This window comes from Pseudonocardia sp. NPDC049154 (genome assembly GCF_040648315.1).
Classification (GTDB): Bacteria; Actinomycetota; Actinomycetes; order Mycobacteriales; family Pseudonocardiaceae; genus Pseudonocardia.
In genome coordinates, this window is sequence record NZ_JBEZDN010000085.1 from 1 (window position 1) to 16,514 (window position 16,514).

The window sequence follows — 16,514 nt, forward strand, 5'->3', positions numbered from 1 at the left end:
CGGACTCGACATCAAGCAGCTCACGCTGCGGATCAGACCGACCCTGCACCCGCCCAGCCTGCCAGCCGGGCGAGATCAACACCCGAACCCACGCCGCGACCTTTTCAGCAGCCTCCTAGAGCGTCAGTTCGCGCTCACGACCTGATTTGACCTGCGGTAACGCGTCCGACCGACGTCACATCGCGATCTCTTGTACGTCCGATACTAGGATGTCAAACTAAATGTGCGGGGTACGTCGTCGTGCAGGAGGTCCGATCCATGGGTGACAGCGAGCTCTACGTCCCGAAGAACCCGATCCGCTTCGTGACGGCCGCGAGCCTGTTCGACGGGCACGACGCGGCGATCAACATCATGCGGCGCATCCTGCAGCGGCAGGGCGCCGAGGTGATCCACCTGGGTCACAACCGCTCGGTCGACGAGGTCGTCACCGCGGCGATCCAGGAGGACGTGCAGGGCGTCGCCATCAGCTCGTACCAGGGCGGGCACGTCGAGTACTTCTCCTACCTGGTCGAACTGCTGCGCGAGCGCGGCGCCGGGCACGTGAAGGTGTACGGCGGCGGGGGCGGCGTGATCGTCCACGAGGAGATCGAGCTGCTGCACTCCCGCGGCGTCTCGCGGATCTTCTCCCCGGATGACGGCCAGCGCCTCGGCCTGCCGGGCATGATCAACCTGATGATCCGCGAGTGCGACACCGATCTCGCGGCCGAGCCCCCGGCGTCGTACGACGGGGTGTTCACCGGCGAGACCGCCACCCTGGCCCGGGCCCTGACCCTCGCCGAGTCCGGCGCGCTGCCGGCCGACGTGCTGGAGCGGGTCAAGGCCTCCGAGAAGCAGGTCCCGGTCCTGGGCATCACCGGCACCGGCGGCTCCGGCAAGTCCTCGCTGACGGACGAGCTGGTCCGCCGCTTCCGCCTCGACCAGGAGGACAAGCTCCGGATCGCGGTGCTGGCCGTGGACCCGACCCGGCGCAAGGGCGGCGGAGCGCTGCTCGGCGACCGGATCCGGATGAACGCGCTCAAGGGCGACCAGGTCTACTTCCGCTCGCTGGCCACCCGCGGCAACGACGGCGTGATCCCCGAGAACCTCGGCGACGTGATCTCGGTGCTCAAGGCGGCCGGGTTCGACCTGGTCGTCGTCGAGACCCCGGGCATCGGCCAGGGCGACGCCGGCATCGTCCCGTTCGTCGACCGCTCGCTGTACGTGATGACGCCGGAGTTCGGCGCCGCGTCGCAGCTCGAGAAGATCGACATGCTGGACTTCGCCGACGTCGTGGCGATCAACAAGTTCGAGCGCCGCGGCGCCGAGGACGCGCGCCGGGACGTCGGGCGCCAGCTCGTGCGCAACCGGGACGCGTTCGGCGAGAGCTGGGAGGACATGCCGGTCTACGGCACCTCCGCCGCCACGTTCAACGACGACGGCGTGACCGCGCTGTACCAGAAGCTCGGTGCGCTGCTGACCGAGAACGGCCTGACGCTGCACGAGGGCCGGCTGCCGAAGGTGGACCGCAAGACCTCCACCGAGTACGCCGCGGTGATCCCGCCGGAGCGGGTGCGCTACCTCGCCGAGATCGCGGAGACCGTCCGCGGCTACCACGAGGACACGGAGTCCGAGGCCACGAACGCCCGCGTCCGCCAGCACCTGCGCACCGCGAAGGAGCTCGTCGGCGACTCGGTCGACGAGGCGTTGCAGAAGGCCGAGCAGGACCTCTCCGCGGAGGCCGCGCAGCTGATCGACACCTGGCCGCAGGTCGTCGAGGACTACTCCGGCGACGAGCTCGTGGTGAAGGTGCGCGACAAGGAGCTGCGCACCCAGCTGACCCGGGAGACGCTGTCGGGCAACAAGGTCCCGCGGGTGGCGCTGCCGCGCTACACCGAGGACGCCGAGCTGCTGCGCTTCCTGCGCAGGGAGAACCTGCCCGGGAAGTTCCCGTTCACCGCCGGTGTGTTCCCGTTCAAGCGGGAGGGCGAGGACCCGGCCCGCATGTTCGCCGGCGAGGGCGACCCGTTCCGCACCAACCGCCGGTTCAAGTACCTGTCCGAGGACTCGGACGCCAAGCGGCTGTCCACGGCGTTCGACTCGGTGACCCTCTACGGGCACGACCCGGACACCCGCCCGGACATCTACGGCAAGGTCGGCACGTCCGGCGTCTCGATCGCGACGCTCGACGACATGAAGGAGCTGTACGCCGGCTTCGACCTCTGCTCGCCCACCACGTCGGTGTCGATGACGATCAACGGCCCGGCGCCGACGATCCTGGCGTTCTTCCTCAACGCCGCGGTGGACCAGCAGGTCGAGAAGTTCCGCGAGGAGGAGGGCCGCGAGCCCGACGAGGCCGAGCGCGAGGAGCTGACCGCCTTCGCCTACGCCAACGTCCGCGGCACGGTGCAGGCCGACATCCTCAAGGAGGACCAGGGCCAGAACACCTGCATCTTCTCCACCGAGTTCTCGCTCCGGATGATGGCCGACATCCAGGAGTGGTTCATCCAGCACAAGGTGCGGAACTTCTACTCCGTCTCGATCTCCGGCTACCACATCGCCGAGGCCGGGGCGAACCCCATCAGCCAGCTCGCGTTCACGCTGTCCAACGGCTTCACGTTCGTGGAGAGCTACCTGGCGCGCGGCATGGACATCGACGACTTCGCGCCCAACCTGTCCTTCTTCTTCTCCAACGGCATGGACGCCGAGTACACGGTCATCGGCCGGGTCGCGCGACGGATCTGGGCCGTGGCGATGCGGGAGAAGTACGGCGCCAACGAGCGTTCGCAGAAGCTGAAGTACCACGTCCAGACGTCGGGCCGGTCCCTGCACGCGCAGGAGATGAACTTCAACGACATCCGGACCACGCTGCAGGCCCTCTGCGCGCTCTACGACAACGCGAACTCGTTGCACACCAACGCCTACGACGAGGCGATCACCACCCCGACCGAGTCCTCGGTGCGGCGTGCGATGGCGATCCAGCTGATCATCAACCGCGAGTGGGGCCTGTCGATGAACGAGAACCCGCTGCAGGGGTCGTTCATCGTCGACGAGCTCACCGACCTGGTCGAGGAGGCCGTGCTCGCCGAGTTCGACCGGATCGCCGAGCGCGGCGGCGTCCTGGGCGCCATGGAGACCGGCTACCAGCGGGGCAAGATCCAGGACGAGTCGATGCTCTACGAGCACCGCAAGCACGAGGGCACGCTCCCGATCGTCGGCGTGAACACCTTCCGCAAGCCGGGGGCGGACGACGAGGAGCCGCAGGAGATCGAGCTCGCCCGCGGCACCGAGGCCGAGAAGAAGTCCCAGCTCGACCGGCTGGCGGACTTCCAGGGTCGGCACAAGTCCGAGGCCGAGCAGGCGATCCGCCGGCTGCAGGACGTCGCGACCGGCGAGGGCAACGTGTTCGACGAGCTGATGAAGGCCGCCCGGGTCTGCTCGCTGGGGCAGCTCACGGACGCCTTCTTCGAGGTGGGGGGCCAGTACCGGCGCAACATGTAGCCGGTTCGCCCGCCCACACCCGCGTCGCCCCGCACCTGGTCAGTGCGGGGCGACGTCCATGTCAGCCCCGAGCCCCGAGCCCCGAGATGAGCGAACGGCGCGCTCGCTCATTCCTCGTGAACGAGAGCGCCGTTCGCTCACCGCGTGTGGGCGGCGAGGACGCGCTGCAGGGCGGCCGCGATCGTGTCGCGTTCCTCCGGCGTGAGGTGGTCGGCGAAGTGCCTCGCGATCCCGTCGAGGTAGCCCGGCGCCGCGGCGCGCAGGCGCTCCCGCCCCGCGGGCGTGAGGACCGCCCAGCTCCCGCGCCGGTCGGCCGGGTCCTGCTCGCGCACGACGAGACCCGCCCGCGCCAGCTCGTCGACAATCCGGCTCACCCGGGAGCGCGACACCACCGCCCGCTCCCCCAGTTCCTGCATCCGCAGCCGGCGCTCGGGCGCCGAGTTGAGCTCGAGCAGCACGTCGTACCAGGTCAGCGGCATGCCCTGGGCGCGCTCCAGGTCGCGCTCCAGCTCGCGGAGCACCGCGGCGTGGGTCCGCAGGAGCGCGGCCCAGGCCGCCACGCCCGCGTCGTCCGGTTCCATCCGGGCAGCATAGCTTGTGCGTGCGCACGCATCGTGTCTACTATGTGCGTGCGCACGCACTACAACCGAAGGAGCTCCCGATGGCCCGCTTGCTGCACGTCGCCGCCTCGCCCCGCGGTGCCGCCTCCGAGTCCCTCGCGATCGCGAGCACGTTCCTGGACGTCTACGCCGAGACGCACCCCGGGGCCGAGATCACCCATCGCGACCTGTGGGACGGCACGCTGCCCGCCTTCGGCCCCCCGGCGGCCGCGGCGAAGATGGAGGTGTTCGCCGGCCGGGAGCCCGAGGGCGAGGGCGCGGCGGCGTGGTCCGCGGCTGTCGCCGAGTTCCGCCGGTTCGACGCGGCCGACCGCTACCTGTTCAGTGTCCCGATGTGGAACGCCGGCGTGCCCTACGTGCTCAAACAGCTGATCGACGTGATCAGCCAACCCGGTCTGGTGTTCGGCTTCGACCCGGAACGGGGGTACACCGGGCTGCTGCAGGGGAAGAAGGCCGCCGTGGTCTACACCAGCGCGGTCTACGGCCCCGGCCGCGGACCGGCCTTCGGCCGCGACTTCCAGTCCACCTTCTTCACCGACTGGCTGCACTGGGCCGGGATCGAGGAGGTCGAGGAGATCCACTTCCGCCCGAACCTCGTCACCGCGGACGCGGACACGGCCCGGCAGGCCGCCCACGCCCGGGCACGGGAGCTGGCCAAGACCTGGTGATCCCGTGAGCGAACGGCGCTCTCGCTCATTCCTGGTGAGCGAGAGCGCCGTTCGCTCATCGAGGGTAGGAGCGGGAACAGCGGCGGCACGCAGGAGCGGCGGGGCCGGATCCCCGTCGAGCCGGACCTCACCGTCGCGGGCCATCCGGAGATCCGCGTGGTCGGCGACGTCATGAGCCTCGACAACCTGCCCGGCGTCGCCGAGGTGGCGATGCAGTCCGGGTGGCACGCGGGCGACGACGTCCGGCGCGTCCTGGCCGGGCAGCCGGCGCGGTCCTACGACCGGGAGTACGTCAGGCCGGAGTCGGGATCCGCCGCAGGGTGAGGGCCAGGGCGAGCGCGCCGGCGAGCAGCACGGTGAGGTAGCCGACGACCCCGGTCCAGCCGGCGTGGTCGAACACCACCCCGCCGACGGTGCCGCCGACGCTGCTGCCCGCGTAGTAGCCGAACAGGTAGAGCGACGAGGCGATGCCCGGCGAGCCCTCGGCCAGCATGGACGAGCGGCGGCCCACCCAGCTGCTGGCCAGCGAGTGCCCGGCGAAGAACCCGACCGTGACCAGGAGCAGCCCGGCCAGGACCGTCGGCAGCCAGGCCGGCACGGTGACCCACGCCCCGGCGACCGCGACCACGGTGCCGATCCACATGACCTTCCGGCGGCCGAACCGGTCCCCGAGCCGGCCCGCCGCCGTCGACGCGTAGGATCCGGCGAGGTACCCGAGGAAGATCAGCGCGACCAGCGCCGCGGGCAGCCCGAACGGGGCGCGCAGCAGCCGGAAGCCCAGGTAGTTGTAGACGGTCACGAACGAGCCCATCAGCAGGAAGCCGATGCCGAACAGGCACAGCAGGCCCGGGTCGCGCAGGTGCCGCAGGATCGGCCCGCCGAGCTCGCCGAGTCGGACGCGCGGAGCGGCCGGCGCGACCGACGGCGGCAGCAGCAGCCGGAAGGCGACGGTGCACGCCAGCGACACCAGCCCGACGGCCAGCAGTGCGAGCCGCCAGCCCGCGACGTCGGCGACCGCGGTGGCGATGAGCCGCCCGGAGAGCCCGCCGATGGTGTTGCCGGCGATGAGCAGACCGACGGCGCCGCCGAGGTGCCGCGGCGCGACCTCGCGGGTCACATGGGACATGGCCAGTGCCGGCAGCGCGGCCAGCGCGATCCCCTGCAGCGCACGGATCCCGACGAGCGCTCCGAAGGTCGGCGCGAGCGGGGCGAGCACGCCGAGGACCGCCGACCCGGCCAGCGCGACCGTCATCACGCGGGCGCGGCCCCAGGCCTCGGCCACCGCGGACAACGGGACGATCGCGAGCGCAAGGGTGAGCGTGGTCGCCGACAGCGCCAGGCTCGAGGTCCCCGACGAGACGCCGAACTCGTCGGCGAGCGTGGGCAGCAGCCCCTGCACCGCGTAGACCAGCACGAACGTCGCCAGCCCGGTGCACCACATCGCCAGCCCGAGGCGGCGGTAGCCCGGGCTGCCGCGCTCGTGACCGAGGGCGGCGGACGGGGCGGCGGCAGGGGCGGTCGTTGTCATCGCTACCGACCGTACGACCAGGCCCAGCATGCGTCCAATGCATCTGATCGGGTGCGATGATGCAGTAATGGATGAGTCGGTGGTCCTGACCGCGCTCGCACCCCGGTTGCGCTGGTTCGTCGCCGTGGGGCGGGCCGAGCACGTCACGCACGCCGCGGACGAGCTTGGTGTGCCGCAGTCCACACTGTCGCGCGGCATCGCCCGCCTGGAGCGCGAGCTCGGTGCCTCGCTGTTCGTCCGCAGCGGCCGCACCGTGCGGCTCACGCGCGAGGGCCGGCTGCTGCTGCGCTACGCCGAGCGCTCCCTCGCCGAGCTCGCCACCGGCGCCCGCGAGCTGGCCGGCGAGGTCGACAGCGTGCAGGGACGGATCACGCTCGCGTTCCTGCCCACGCTGGGCACCGAGGTCGTCCCGCGACTGGTCGGCGAGTTCCGGGCGGTGCAACCGGGGATCCGGTTCGACCTGCTCCAGGCCCCGCACCACACGCTGCTGCAGTGGATCCGGGAGGGCGCCGCCGATCTCGCGCTCACCTCTCCCCTGCCCGAGGAGGCCGCGTTCACCGCGGACCCCCTGGGCGAGGAGGAGCTGCGGCTCGCGGTCCCCGCCGACCATCCGCTCGCGGAGCGCCGCGACGGGCTCCCCCTCGCCGACGCCGCCGCCGAGCGGTTCATCGGCTTCCTGCCCGGCAACGGCCTGCGGGCCGCGGTCGACCGCTGGTGCCGCGACGCGGGCTTCACCCCGCGGCTGGCCTTCGAGTCGGGGGACTCCGCGACGGTCCGCGGGTTCGTCCGGGCGGGCCTGGGGGTGGCGCTGGTGCCGATGTCGCACCACGGGCCGCCACCGGGCGTCGTCGAGCTGCCGGTGACGCGTCCCCGCACGATCCGCGTGATCGGACTCGTCCGGTCCCGGGAGCGCCGGGCGAGCGCGCCCGCGCGGGCGTTCCGTGAGTTCGTCCGCAACCACACGACACCGCTGTTCGCGACGTGAGACGGTGGGACCCATGGTGATCGACGACGAGGGCCGCGAGGTCGACGTACCGGCGAAGGTCGAGCGGATCGCGTCGATCGTGCCCTCGCTGACCGAGGCGGTCGGGGCCACGGACGTCTCCCGGCTCGTCGCCGCCACGGACTGGTGCACCCACCCCGGGGACCTCGACGTGCCGCGGGTGCGCGGCACCAAGAACCCGGACGTCGAGGCGATCGTCGCGCTCGAGCCGGACCTGGTGCTGGCCAACCAGGAGGAGAACAAGCCCGGCGACCTGCAGCGGCTGCGCGACGCGGGGCTCGCCGTCTACGTCACCGACATCCGGACCGTCGACGGCGGCCTGGACTCGCTCGGCCGCATGCTCGCCGCCTGCGGGTTCGACGAGCCGGCGTGGCTCGCCGAGGCCCGCCGGCTGTGGGCCGCCCTCCCGGAGCCGGCCGAACGGCGCCGCGCCGTGGTGCCGATCTGGCGCAGGCCGTGGATGGCCTGCGGCTCGGACACCTTCACCGGCGCGGTGCTCGCCCGGCTCGGCGTGGACAACGTCCTGGCCGACTCCCCCGGGCGCTACCCGCGGTTCGACCCGGCCGACCTGCCCGCGCACGATCTCGTGGTGCTGCCGGACGAGCCGTACCTCTTCACCGCCGACGACGGCCCCGAGGCCTTCACCGCCCCGTCCGTGCTGGTCAGCGGGCGGCTGCTGACCTGGTACGGGCCGAGCCTGGTGGAGGCGGCGCGAGTGCTGCCCGAAGCGCTGCGCGGTGAGGAGGCCGGCGGGAGGCGGGCTCCCCGGGGCGGCGGCTAGGAGGCCTGCGGGAGGCGGGCCTCCCGCAGGGCGCTGCGGCGGACCTTGCCGGCGTCGTCCCGCAGGGGGTCGGCGGTCAGCTCGACGGTCCGCGGCACCTTGTACGGGGCGAGCCGGCCGCGCACGAACTCGCGCAGCTCCTCCCCGGTCACCTGTCCGTCGACGGGCCCCCCGACCTGCACGATCCCGTGCACCACGCTGCCGTAGTCCTCGTCCGGCAGCCCGATCACCGCGGCCGAGAGCACCGCGGGGTGCTCGCACAGCGCGGACTCGACCTCGGCCGGGTACACGTTGGCCCCGCCGACCAGGATCATGTCGGTCTGCCGGTCGGCGAGGTAGAGGTAGCCGTCGGCGTCGAAGGAGCCCATGTCCCCCAACGACTCCCACCCGTCGCGCTCGCGGGCCTCGGCCCCGACGTACCGGTAGGTCGTCGCCTCCCCGTCCGGCCGCATCCAGATCTCGCCGACCTCGCCGGGCGGCAGCTCGCGGAAGTCCTCGCCGCGCACGCTCATCCGTCCGCGCTGCACGCGCCCGACCGAGCCCGGCCGCTCCAGCCACTCCCGGCCGTCGATCATGCAGTTGGCCTGCGCCTCGGTGCCCGAGTACAGCTCGATCACCGTCTCCGGTCCCACCCAGTCCAGCCAGCCGCGCTTGACGTGCGGCGGGCAGGGCGCGCCGACGTGCAGCACGGTCCGCAGCGACGACAGGTCCGCCGCCTCGCGGACCGCGGCGGGCAGCCGCAGCATCCGGCCCATCATCGTGGGCACCACGTACAGCCAGGTCGCGCGGTGCCGGGCCACGAGGTCGAGCGCACGGGCGGCGTCGAACCGTCCCATGAGGACGACGTGGTGCCCCTGCAGCAGCGCCATCAGCGAGAACATGTACGGCGCGTTGTGGTAGAGCGGCGCGGTCGACAGGAACACCCCGTCCCGGTCGATCCGCAGCAGCGGGGCGCGGGCGAGCACGGCCTCCACGCTCGCCTCCTGCCCCGCCACGATCAGCTTGGGGCGCCCGGTGCTGCCACCCGACGTGGGCGCCTTCCACGAGGGTCCGACGACGTCGGGCAGCGGCGTCGTGTCGCCGGTCGCGAGGTCCTCGTCCCCGGTCAGCCAGGGCCGCCCGTCGCCCGGGTCGAGGCCCACGACCAGCGCCGGGTCCGCGATGTCCACCAGCGCGGCGAGCTCCGCGGGCGGCAGCCGGTGGGACAGCGGCTGCGGCACCGCCCCGAGCTTCCACGCCGCCAGCGAGCACTCGACGTGCCGGATCCCGTTGGGCAGCGCGATCGAGACGAAGTCGCCGTACCCCACGCCCAGCTCCGCGAACCGGCGGGCCAGCCGGGTGGAGCGCTCGTCGAGCTCCCGGCGGGTGACGCGGCCGTGCTCGTCGGTGAGCGCGGGGGCGTCCGGCGCGGCGGCGGCGAGCTCCCGCAGCCGGACGGCGAGGGCGGTGCCGGGGGCGCCGCTCACGCGCGGGCCTCCCGCAAGGTCGGTTGCACGGAGGGCTCGTCCGGCGCGGGACCGCGGCGCAGGATCGCGACGGCGCAGACCAGCGACAGGAGCACGATCACCACGGAGTAGGCCACCACCGGCACGATCGAGCCCGTGGCGGTGAGCAGGGCCTGCCCGATCAGCGGCGCCGTGCCGCCGAACAGGGTCCCGGCCAGCGCGTAGGCGAGGGAGATCGCGGTGTAGCGCATCCGCGTCGGGAAGGCCTCGGCGAGCATCCCCGCGAGCATCGCGTAGTACATCGTGTGCGGCAAGGTCGCCAGCGCCATGCCCAGCGCGGCGAGGCCGAAGCTCCCGGTGCCGATCAGCGCGAACATCAGCGGGAACAGCGGGATCTCGCACAGCAGCAGGGCGATCACGACCTTCCGCGGGTTCCACCACGTGGCCATGACCGCACCGAGCGGCTGGGTGAGGAACTGGACGGTGCTGGAGATCAGCACGACGTTCAGGAAGTCCTGCCGGTCGAAGCCGAGCTCCGTCGTCGCCCACGAGAGCGCGAAGGTGTTCTTGAAGTACGCGGCGGCCGCGACCAGGGCGCACGCGCCGAGCGCCAGCAGGACCATGCCCTTGGCGCTGCGCAGCAGCTCGACGACCGGGAAGCGGGCGGTGGTGCCCGAGCGGCGCAGCGCCGCGAGCTCCGGGCTCTCCTCGATCCGCAGCCGGATCACCAGCCCGACCACGACCAGCGCCGCGGACACCAGGAACGGCACGCGCCAGCCCCACGCCAGGAAGTCCTCCTCGGGCAGCATCGCGGCGAGCGCGAACGAGCCCGAGGCGAGCATCTGCCCGGCCGGCGAGCCCTGCTGGGCGAAGGCGCCGTAGAGGATCCGCCGGTTCTTCGACGCGTGCTCCGACGCGATGAGCACCGCGCCGCCCCACTCGCCGCCGACCGCCAGCCCCTGCACCAGCCGCATCGCGACGAGCAGGACCGGCGCCCACACGCCGATCTGCGCGTAGGTCGGCAGCAGCCCGACGCCCAGCGTCGCCAGGCCCATCAGCAGCAGCGTCGCGACCAGGGCGGTCTTGCGGCCCAGCCGGTCGCCGAGGTGGCCGAACACGATGCCGCCGACCGGGCGGGCCAGGAAGCCGACCCAGAACGTGGCGAACGCGGCCAGCACGCCTGCCGCGTCGGACACGTCCGGGAAGAACAACGGCCCCAGGACCAGCGCGGACGCCATGCCGTAGATGTAGAAGTCGTACCACTCGATCGTCGTGCCCACGAAGGACGCGATGCCGGCCTTGCGGCGCATCGATCCGGTGGTGCCCGTCGCCGGGTTCGCCATGCCGTCGTGCCCCTTCGCACTCGACGTGTTTTCCGGGACCCTACGTGCCGATCCGGTCGCCGCTGAGACCATTCGCGCTCCCATTCGGTCGATCCCGCGACATAATCGCGCCATGGAACTCCGGCACCTGCAGGCCTTCACCGTCGTCGCCGAGGAGCTGCACTTCGGCCGCGCCGCCGCCCGGCTGCGGATGTCGCAGCCCCCGCTCTCGCAGCAGATCCGCCGGCTCGAGCGGGAGGTCGGGACCCGGCTGCTCGACCGGCACACCCGGCACGTCGCGCTCACCGCGGCGGGCACCGCGTTCCTCGCCGAGGCCCGACGGGCGCTCGCGGCGGCCGACGAGGCCGTGGCCGCGGCGCGGCGGGCGGCGTCCGGCGAGACCGGCACCGTCCGGCTCGGGTTCGCCGGCTCCAGCTCCTACCGCGAGCTCCAGGCGATCGCCCACCGGTTCCGCGCGCTGCACCCCGACGCGACGCTCGCCCTGGTCACCGGGCACTTCAGCGGCGAGCTGGCCGAGGACCTGCGGCAGGACCTGATCGACGCCGCCCTGCTGCGGATGCCGGTAGACGGCACCGGCCTCACCGTGCGGGAGATCGCCCGCAACACCCTGGTGCTCGCCCTCCCGGCCGGGCACCGCTTCGCCGGGGACGAGGCCGTCGATCTGGCCGCGATCGCCGGCGAGCCCTTCATCGCCTACCCCTCGCAGCGGATGGCGGTGCTGCGCGGCGCCATCGACGCCGCCTGCCAGCAGGCCGGGTTCGCGCCCCGGGTGGTGCAGGAGGCACCCGACACCCACACCCTGCTGTCCCTGGTCGGCGCGGGCGTGGGCGTCGGGCTCGCCCTCGACCCGGCCGCGGAGCTCGCCGTCCCCGGGACCGTGATCCGCCCGCTGACCACCGAGCACGTCTGCCCGCTCGGGCTCGCCTGGCGCACCGACAACACGAACCCGGTACTGGCCGCCCTGCTCGACGCCGCGGGGTGAGCTCGGCTCGGCGGCGCCGGGCAGCGGGCTACCGGCTCGCCTTCAGCAGGTCGGCGCACTTCTCGCCGACCATCATCGTGGTGATGTTGGGGTTGATCGCGGGCAGGAAGGGCAGCACCGACGCGTCGGCCACCCGCAGGTTCTCCACCCCGCGCACCCGCAGCTGCGGGTCCAGCGGCGCCTTCGGGTCCGTCGCCGGGCCCATCTTCACCGTGCACGCCGGGTGGTAGACGGTGTTGTGCGTCTTGACGATGTAGTCCTCGATCTCGTCGTCCCGCACCGCCTCCGGCCCGGGCGCCAGCTCCCGCGCCACCCACTCCTTCAGCGCGGGCTGCTCGGCGATGCGCCGGGCCAGCCGGATCCCCTCCGTCATGACCCGCATGTCGTGGCCCTCGGGATCGGTGAAGTAGCGCGGGTCCACCCGGGCGCGGTCGCGGAAGTCCCGGCTGCGCAGCCGCACCGTGCCCCGCGACCGGCCGCGGGTGACGTTCGGGGTGAGGCAGAAGCCGTTGTCCGTGGTCGGGTAGCCCCAGCGCACGGTGTTCAGGTCGAACGGCACCGAGCCGTAGTGCATCATCAGGTCCGGCCGGTCGAGCCCCGGCAGCGTGCAGTGGAACAGCCCGATCTCCCACCACTGCGTGGAGCGCTCGACCATCGGCCGCGCCGCGTCCCACATGACCAGGCCCTCGACGTGGTCGTCGAGGTTGGCCCCGACGCCGGGGGCGTCGACCAGGACCTCCACGCCGAAGTCCCGCAGGTGCTCGGCGGGCCCGATCCCGGAGAGCATCAGCAGCTTCGGGGTGTCGATCGCGCCGTTCGAGAGGATCACCTCGCGGGCCGCCCGCACGACCTGGCGGCCCGGGCCGATGCCGCGCTGGTACTCGACGCCCGTCGCGCGCGTGCCGTCGAAGAGCACCCGCGCGGCCCACGAGTCGGTGCGGACCTCGAGGTTCGTGCGCGTGCCCATGACCGGGTGCAGGTAGCTGACCGAGGCCGACGACCGCGTGCCGTCCGGGAACGAGTTGATCTGGAAGAAGCCGGCGCCCTCGGTGATCGTGACGCCCTCGTTGAACCGCACGGTCGGCATCCCGACGGCCGCGCAGGCCTCGAGCACCGCGACGCCGCACGGGTCGTCCGGCGGAACCTGCATGAGGTTCACCGGGCCGGAGCGGCCGTGGCCCTCCCACGGGCCGTCGTTGGTCTCCAGCCGGCGGATCAGCGGCCAGCACTCGTCCGCCGTCCAGCCCTCGCAGCCCTGGGACGCCCACTCGTCGAGGTCCTCGCGCGGGGTCCAGAACGCGATGCAGGAGTTGTGCGAGGAGCAGCCGCCCAGGACCTTGGCGCGGGCGTGCCGCAGGAAGGAGTTCCCGTGCTCCTGGGGCTCGACGAGGTAGTCCCAGTCGTAGCCGGAGTCGAGGAGGTACATCCAGTCCTCGAGGCGCAGGATCGCCGGGTCCCCGACGTCGGACGGGCCCGCCTCCAGCAGGCACACCGTGACCGACGGGTCCTCGGACAGCCGGGCGGCGACCGCACAGCCCGCGGACCCGCCCCCGACCACCACGTAGTCGAACGTCTCGCCGCCGCCGGTGCCCGGCGCCTCCCCGATGTGCGCTCCCGTCACGGCAGCTCCCCCTCCATCTGCTTCGCCATGTGCTCGGGCAGCGTGCCGAGCTGGTGGCGGCCCTTGAGCCGGAACCACAGCAGCCCGATCAGCGCCACCGCCCCGATGAAGATGAACGCGATCCAGCGCAGGACGCCCTCGCCGTAGACGTCCGCGCGGGGCCAGGCCAGGTTCAGCGCCATCGCCGCGCCCCACACCACGGCCAGGATGTTGATCGGCAGCCCCAGCCTGCCGAGCGAGAAGTAGCCGCTCGCGGCCCCCTCGGGCCCCGGCCACTGCCCGCGCAGCCGCTTGAGCAGCATCGGACCCGTGACCAGCAGGTACGCGACGTAGATCATGATGATCGCGACGCTCGTGACGGCCGTGAAGATCGCCGGCGAGCCGATGTTCACCACCAGGATCAGCACGGACGCCACGCCGATCAGGATCGCCGGGACGACCGGCGTCTTGCGCTTCGGATCGATCTTGGCCAACCGCGCGCCGCCCGGGAGCGCGTTGTCGCGGGCCATCGCGAACATCAGCCGGATCGCCGCCGTGTGGACCGCGAGCGCGCAGACGGTGATCGCGATGACGATCGTGACGAGGAAGATCTTGCCCAGCGTGCTGCCCAGGGCCTGGATGACGATCAGCTGCAGGCCGCCGCTGCTCTCGCCCAGCGCCGGATCGGCCAGGTTCGGTGCCGCGAGGATGCCGAACAGCAGGATGAGGCCGCCGATGACGAAGGAGGCGATCACCGCGCGCAGGATCGCCGTGGGCGCCGTCCGCCGCGGGTCGACGGTCTCCTCCCCCAGCGAGCTCGCCGTGTCGAAGCCGTACATCACGTACGCGCTGGCGAGCGAGGCGACGAGGAACGCCGCGAAGTAGCCGCCGGGTTGTCCCGCCCCGATCCCGTTCGTGTCGAGCAGCACCGACGGCGGGTTGACGATGTTGACGCCGAGCAGGATCACCAGCAGCACCGCCGCGATCAGCTCGATGAACACTCCCGTGCTGTTGATGCGCGCCATCAGCTTCACGCCGAACGCGTTCACCAGCGTGGTGAACAGGATGAGGATCGCGCCCCAGATCACGGCGCTGACCGCGAAGTCGGTGGGCCCGGTGCCGTCGCCCACGAGCTGGAAGCCGGACCAGATCTGCGGCAGCGTGACCTGGTAGGCCAGCACCACGGCGGTCAGGGTGACCACGGACGCGGTGAACATCATCCAGCCGGCCAGCCACGACGTCGTCGGGCCGGCCAGGCGCTTGGACCAGTTGTAGACCGAGCCGGCCACGGGGTAGCGGCCGGCGAGCTCGGCGAAGCACAGCGCCACCATGACCTGGCCGGCGAACACCATCGGCCAGGACCACCAGTACATCGGGCCGCCGAACCCGAAGCCGAAGTAGAACAGCTGGAAGGTGCCGGTGAGGATCGAGATGTAGCTGACACCGGCGGCGAAGCTGGCGAACTTGCCGATGCTGCGGTCGAGCGACTGGCTGTACCCGAACTCGGAGAGTCCGTGATCGTGCTTCTCGTTCTCCGTCGTGCTCACACAGGCCTCCGACCGTTCGGTGCAGATGCTCGCTCCGCAAGCTCCGCTCAGCCCTTGAACCACCCCTGCGGCGCGGGGGCGGTGTTGTGCCACACGTGCTTGGCCTCCTGGTACTCGTGGAGACCGGCGTGCCCGAGCTCGCGGCCGTTGCCGGACCGCTTCATCCCGCCCCACTCCGCACCGGGCACGTACGGGTGGTAGTCGTTGATCCACACGGTGCCGTGCCGCAGCGCCGAGGCGACCCGGTGCGCGCGGCCCATGTCCTGGGTGAACACCGCGCCGGCCAGGCCGTACTCGGTGTCGTTGCCCAGCTCGACGGCCTGCTCCTCGGTGGTGAAGCGCTCGACCGTGAGGATCGGCCCGAAGGTCTCCTCCCGGATCACCCGCATGTCGCGCGTGACGTCGGTGAGCACCGTGGGCAGGTAGAAGAAGCCCTTCGCCAGCGCGGGGTCGTCCGGGCGGGCGCCGCCGCACACCACCGTCGCGCCCTCCTCCCGCGCCGCGGCCACGAAGCCCTCGATCTTCGCCCGGTGTGCCTCGGACACCAGGGGCCCGACCTCGACGCCCTCCTCCAGGCCGTTGCCCAGCCGGATCCGGGCGGCGCGCCGGGCGACCTCGGCGACCAGGTCGTCGTGCAGGGAGTCCTCGACGATCAGCCGCGCACCGGCCGAGCACACCTGGCCGGAGTGCAGGAACACCGCGAGCATCGCGTAGTCCACGGCCAGCTCGAAGTCGGTGTCGGCGAAGACGATGTTCGGGTTCTTGCCGCCGAGCTCCACGGCGGTCCGCTTGACCGTCTCGGCCGAGGCGCGGATGATAGCGCGCCCCGTCGCGAGGCCGCCGGTGAAGCTGACCATGTCGACGTCCGGATGGCCGGTCAGCGGGGCGCCGACCGCGGGCCCGTCGCCCAGCACGATGTTGACGACGCCGGCCGGGACCCCGGCCTCCTCGCACAGCTTCACGAGGTGGATCGAGGTGAGCGGGGTGACCTCGCTGGGCTTGATCACCATCGTGTTGCCCGCCGCCAGCGCGGGCGCGACCTTCCACGACAGCTGCAGCAGCGGGTAGTTCCACGGCGTGACCAGCGCGCACACGCCGACCGGCTCGTGCACCACCCGGCTGACGACCGTCGGGATCCCCGTCTCGACCAGGCGTCCGGCGTCCTTGTCGGCCAGGTCGGCGTAGAAGCGGAAGACCGCGGTGACGTCGTCGACGTCGATCCGGCTCTCGGTCAGCGTCTTGCCGGTGTCGAGGGTCTCGGTGTGCGCGATCTCCTCCTTGTCGCGCACGAGGAGGTCGGCGACGCGGCGGAGCAGCGCGCCGCGTTCGGGGGCCTCGGTGGTCCGCCAGGGCCCCGCGGTGTCGTCGAACGCCCGGCGCGCGGCCGCCACCGCACGGTCCACATCGGCCGCCGACGCCTGGTCCACCGAGCGCACCACCGAGGCGTCGAAGGGGTTCACCACCTGGGCGGTCCCACCCGACCCGGAGGTCCACCCGCCGTCGACGAAGAGGTCTGGCAC

The 16,514-nt window shown here is 72.3% G+C and carries 13 protein-coding genes; 6 read left to right on the top strand and 7 right to left on the bottom strand.

Features of this window, described 5'->3' with window-relative positions; genetic code table 11:
• Positions 1-258: 258 nt before the first annotated feature.
• Positions 259-3,477, top strand: coding sequence for a fused isobutyryl-CoA mutase/GTPase IcmF (gene icmF / locus AB0B41_RS30015; protein ID WP_358209247.1), 3,219 nt, complete (start codon positions 259-261; stop codon positions 3,475-3,477).
• A 137-nt stretch (positions 3,478-3,614) separates the two neighbouring features.
• Here icmF and AB0B41_RS30020 read toward each other — a convergent pair whose 3' ends face one another.
• Positions 3,615-4,058: a MarR family transcriptional regulator gene (locus tag AB0B41_RS30020; RefSeq protein WP_358209250.1), complete on the bottom strand. Its 444-nt coding sequence runs from the start codon at positions 4,056-4,058 to the stop codon at positions 3,615-3,617.
• An 80-nt stretch (positions 4,059-4,138) separates the two neighbouring features.
• Here AB0B41_RS30020 and AB0B41_RS30025 point away from each other — a divergent pair, with 80 nt between their 5' ends.
• Both AB0B41_RS30025 and AB0B41_RS30030 read left to right on the top strand, forming a co-directional pair.
• Entirely contained in the window at positions 4,139-4,765 is a 627-nt protein-coding gene (locus AB0B41_RS30025; RefSeq protein WP_358209252.1) for an NAD(P)H-dependent oxidoreductase, read from the top strand.
• Positions 4,766-4,921: 156 nt separating this feature from the next.
• Entirely contained in the window at positions 4,922-5,089 is a 168-nt protein-coding gene (locus tag AB0B41_RS30030; protein ID WP_358209254.1) for a hypothetical protein, read from the top strand.
• Here the strand turns inward: AB0B41_RS30030 and AB0B41_RS30035 are convergent.
• A complete protein-coding gene (locus tag AB0B41_RS30035) occupies positions 5,058-6,293 on the bottom strand; it encodes an MFS transporter (protein ID WP_358209257.1) in 1,236 nt (411 codons plus the stop codon). The two genes, AB0B41_RS30030 and AB0B41_RS30035, sit on opposite strands and share 32 nt — an antisense overlap.
• 67 nt (positions 6,294-6,360) lie before the next feature.
• Here AB0B41_RS30035 and AB0B41_RS30040 point away from each other — a divergent pair, with 67 nt between their 5' ends.
• Positions 6,361-7,278 (top strand): LysR family transcriptional regulator, encoded by a 918-nt coding sequence (locus tag AB0B41_RS30040; protein WP_358209259.1) that lies wholly within the window; start codon positions 6,361-6,363, stop codon positions 7,276-7,278.
• Positions 7,279-7,291: 13 nt separating this feature from the next.
• The gene (locus AB0B41_RS30045; protein ID WP_358209261.1) at positions 7,292-8,077 is read left to right on the top strand and encodes a helical backbone metal receptor; all 786 of its coding nucleotides are present in this window, start codon (positions 7,292-7,294) and stop codon (positions 8,075-8,077) included.
• Here the strand turns inward: AB0B41_RS30045 and AB0B41_RS30050 are convergent.
• A complete protein-coding gene (locus tag AB0B41_RS30050; protein ID WP_358209263.1) occupies positions 8,074-9,543 on the bottom strand; it encodes an AMP-binding protein in 1,470 nt (489 codons plus the stop codon). The genes AB0B41_RS30045 and AB0B41_RS30050 overlap by 4 nt on opposite strands.
• On the bottom strand, positions 9,540-10,865 hold the full coding sequence (locus tag AB0B41_RS30055) for an MFS transporter (protein ID WP_358209265.1): 1,326 nt from the start codon (positions 10,863-10,865) through the stop codon (positions 9,540-9,542). Before AB0B41_RS30055 ends, AB0B41_RS30050 begins: the two co-directional genes overlap by 4 nt.
• A 112-nt stretch (positions 10,866-10,977) precedes the next feature.
• On the opposite strand from AB0B41_RS30055, the gene AB0B41_RS30060 reads away from it, so the two are divergent.
• Entirely contained in the window at positions 10,978-11,847 is an 870-nt protein-coding gene (locus tag AB0B41_RS30060; protein ID WP_358209267.1) for a LysR family transcriptional regulator, read from the top strand.
• A gap of 28 nt (positions 11,848-11,875) precedes the next feature.
• On the opposite strand, the gene AB0B41_RS30065 is transcribed toward AB0B41_RS30060, so the two are convergent.
• From AB0B41_RS30065 to AB0B41_RS30075, 3 genes are read right to left on the bottom strand one after another with little or no spacing between them, the layout of a single operon-like run.
• A complete protein-coding gene (locus tag AB0B41_RS30065) occupies positions 11,876-13,468 on the bottom strand; it encodes a GMC family oxidoreductase N-terminal domain-containing protein (protein ID WP_358209269.1) in 1,593 nt (530 codons plus the stop codon).
• Positions 13,465-14,994 carry an amino acid permease gene (locus tag AB0B41_RS30070; RefSeq protein WP_358209271.1) on the bottom strand — a complete coding sequence of 510 codons (1,530 nt, stop codon included), beginning with the start codon at positions 14,992-14,994 and terminating at the stop codon, positions 13,465-13,467. The genes AB0B41_RS30065 and AB0B41_RS30070 overlap by 4 nt, the downstream gene beginning before the upstream one ends.
• A 47-nt stretch (positions 14,995-15,041) precedes the next feature.
• On the bottom strand, positions 15,042-16,514 hold the full coding sequence (locus AB0B41_RS30075) for an aldehyde dehydrogenase family protein (protein WP_358209273.1): 1,473 nt from the start codon (positions 16,512-16,514) through the stop codon (positions 15,042-15,044).

Coding starts and splice junctions, on each gene's coding strand:
- AB0B41_RS30060 (WP_358209267.1), top strand. CDS start 10,978: ATGGAACTCCGGCACCTGCAGGCCTTCACCGTCGTCGCCGAGGAGCTG.
- AB0B41_RS30055 (WP_358209265.1), bottom strand. CDS start 10,865: ATGGCGAACCCGGCGACGGGCACCACCGGATCGATGCGCCGCAAGGCC.
- AB0B41_RS30020 (WP_358209250.1), bottom strand. CDS start 4,058: ATGGAACCGGACGACGCGGGCGTGGCGGCCTGGGCCGCGCTCCTGCGG.
- AB0B41_RS30045 (WP_358209261.1), top strand. CDS start 7,292: ATGGTGATCGACGACGAGGGCCGCGAGGTCGACGTACCGGCGAAGGTC.
- icmF (WP_358209247.1), top strand. CDS start 259: ATGGGTGACAGCGAGCTCTACGTCCCGAAGAACCCGATCCGCTTCGTG.
- AB0B41_RS30040 (WP_358209259.1), top strand. CDS start 6,361: ATGGATGAGTCGGTGGTCCTGACCGCGCTCGCACCCCGGTTGCGCTGG.
- AB0B41_RS30035 (WP_358209257.1), bottom strand. CDS start 6,293: ATGACAACGACCGCCCCTGCCGCCGCCCCGTCCGCCGCCCTCGGTCAC.
- AB0B41_RS30025 (WP_358209252.1), top strand. CDS start 4,139: ATGGCCCGCTTGCTGCACGTCGCCGCCTCGCCCCGCGGTGCCGCCTCC.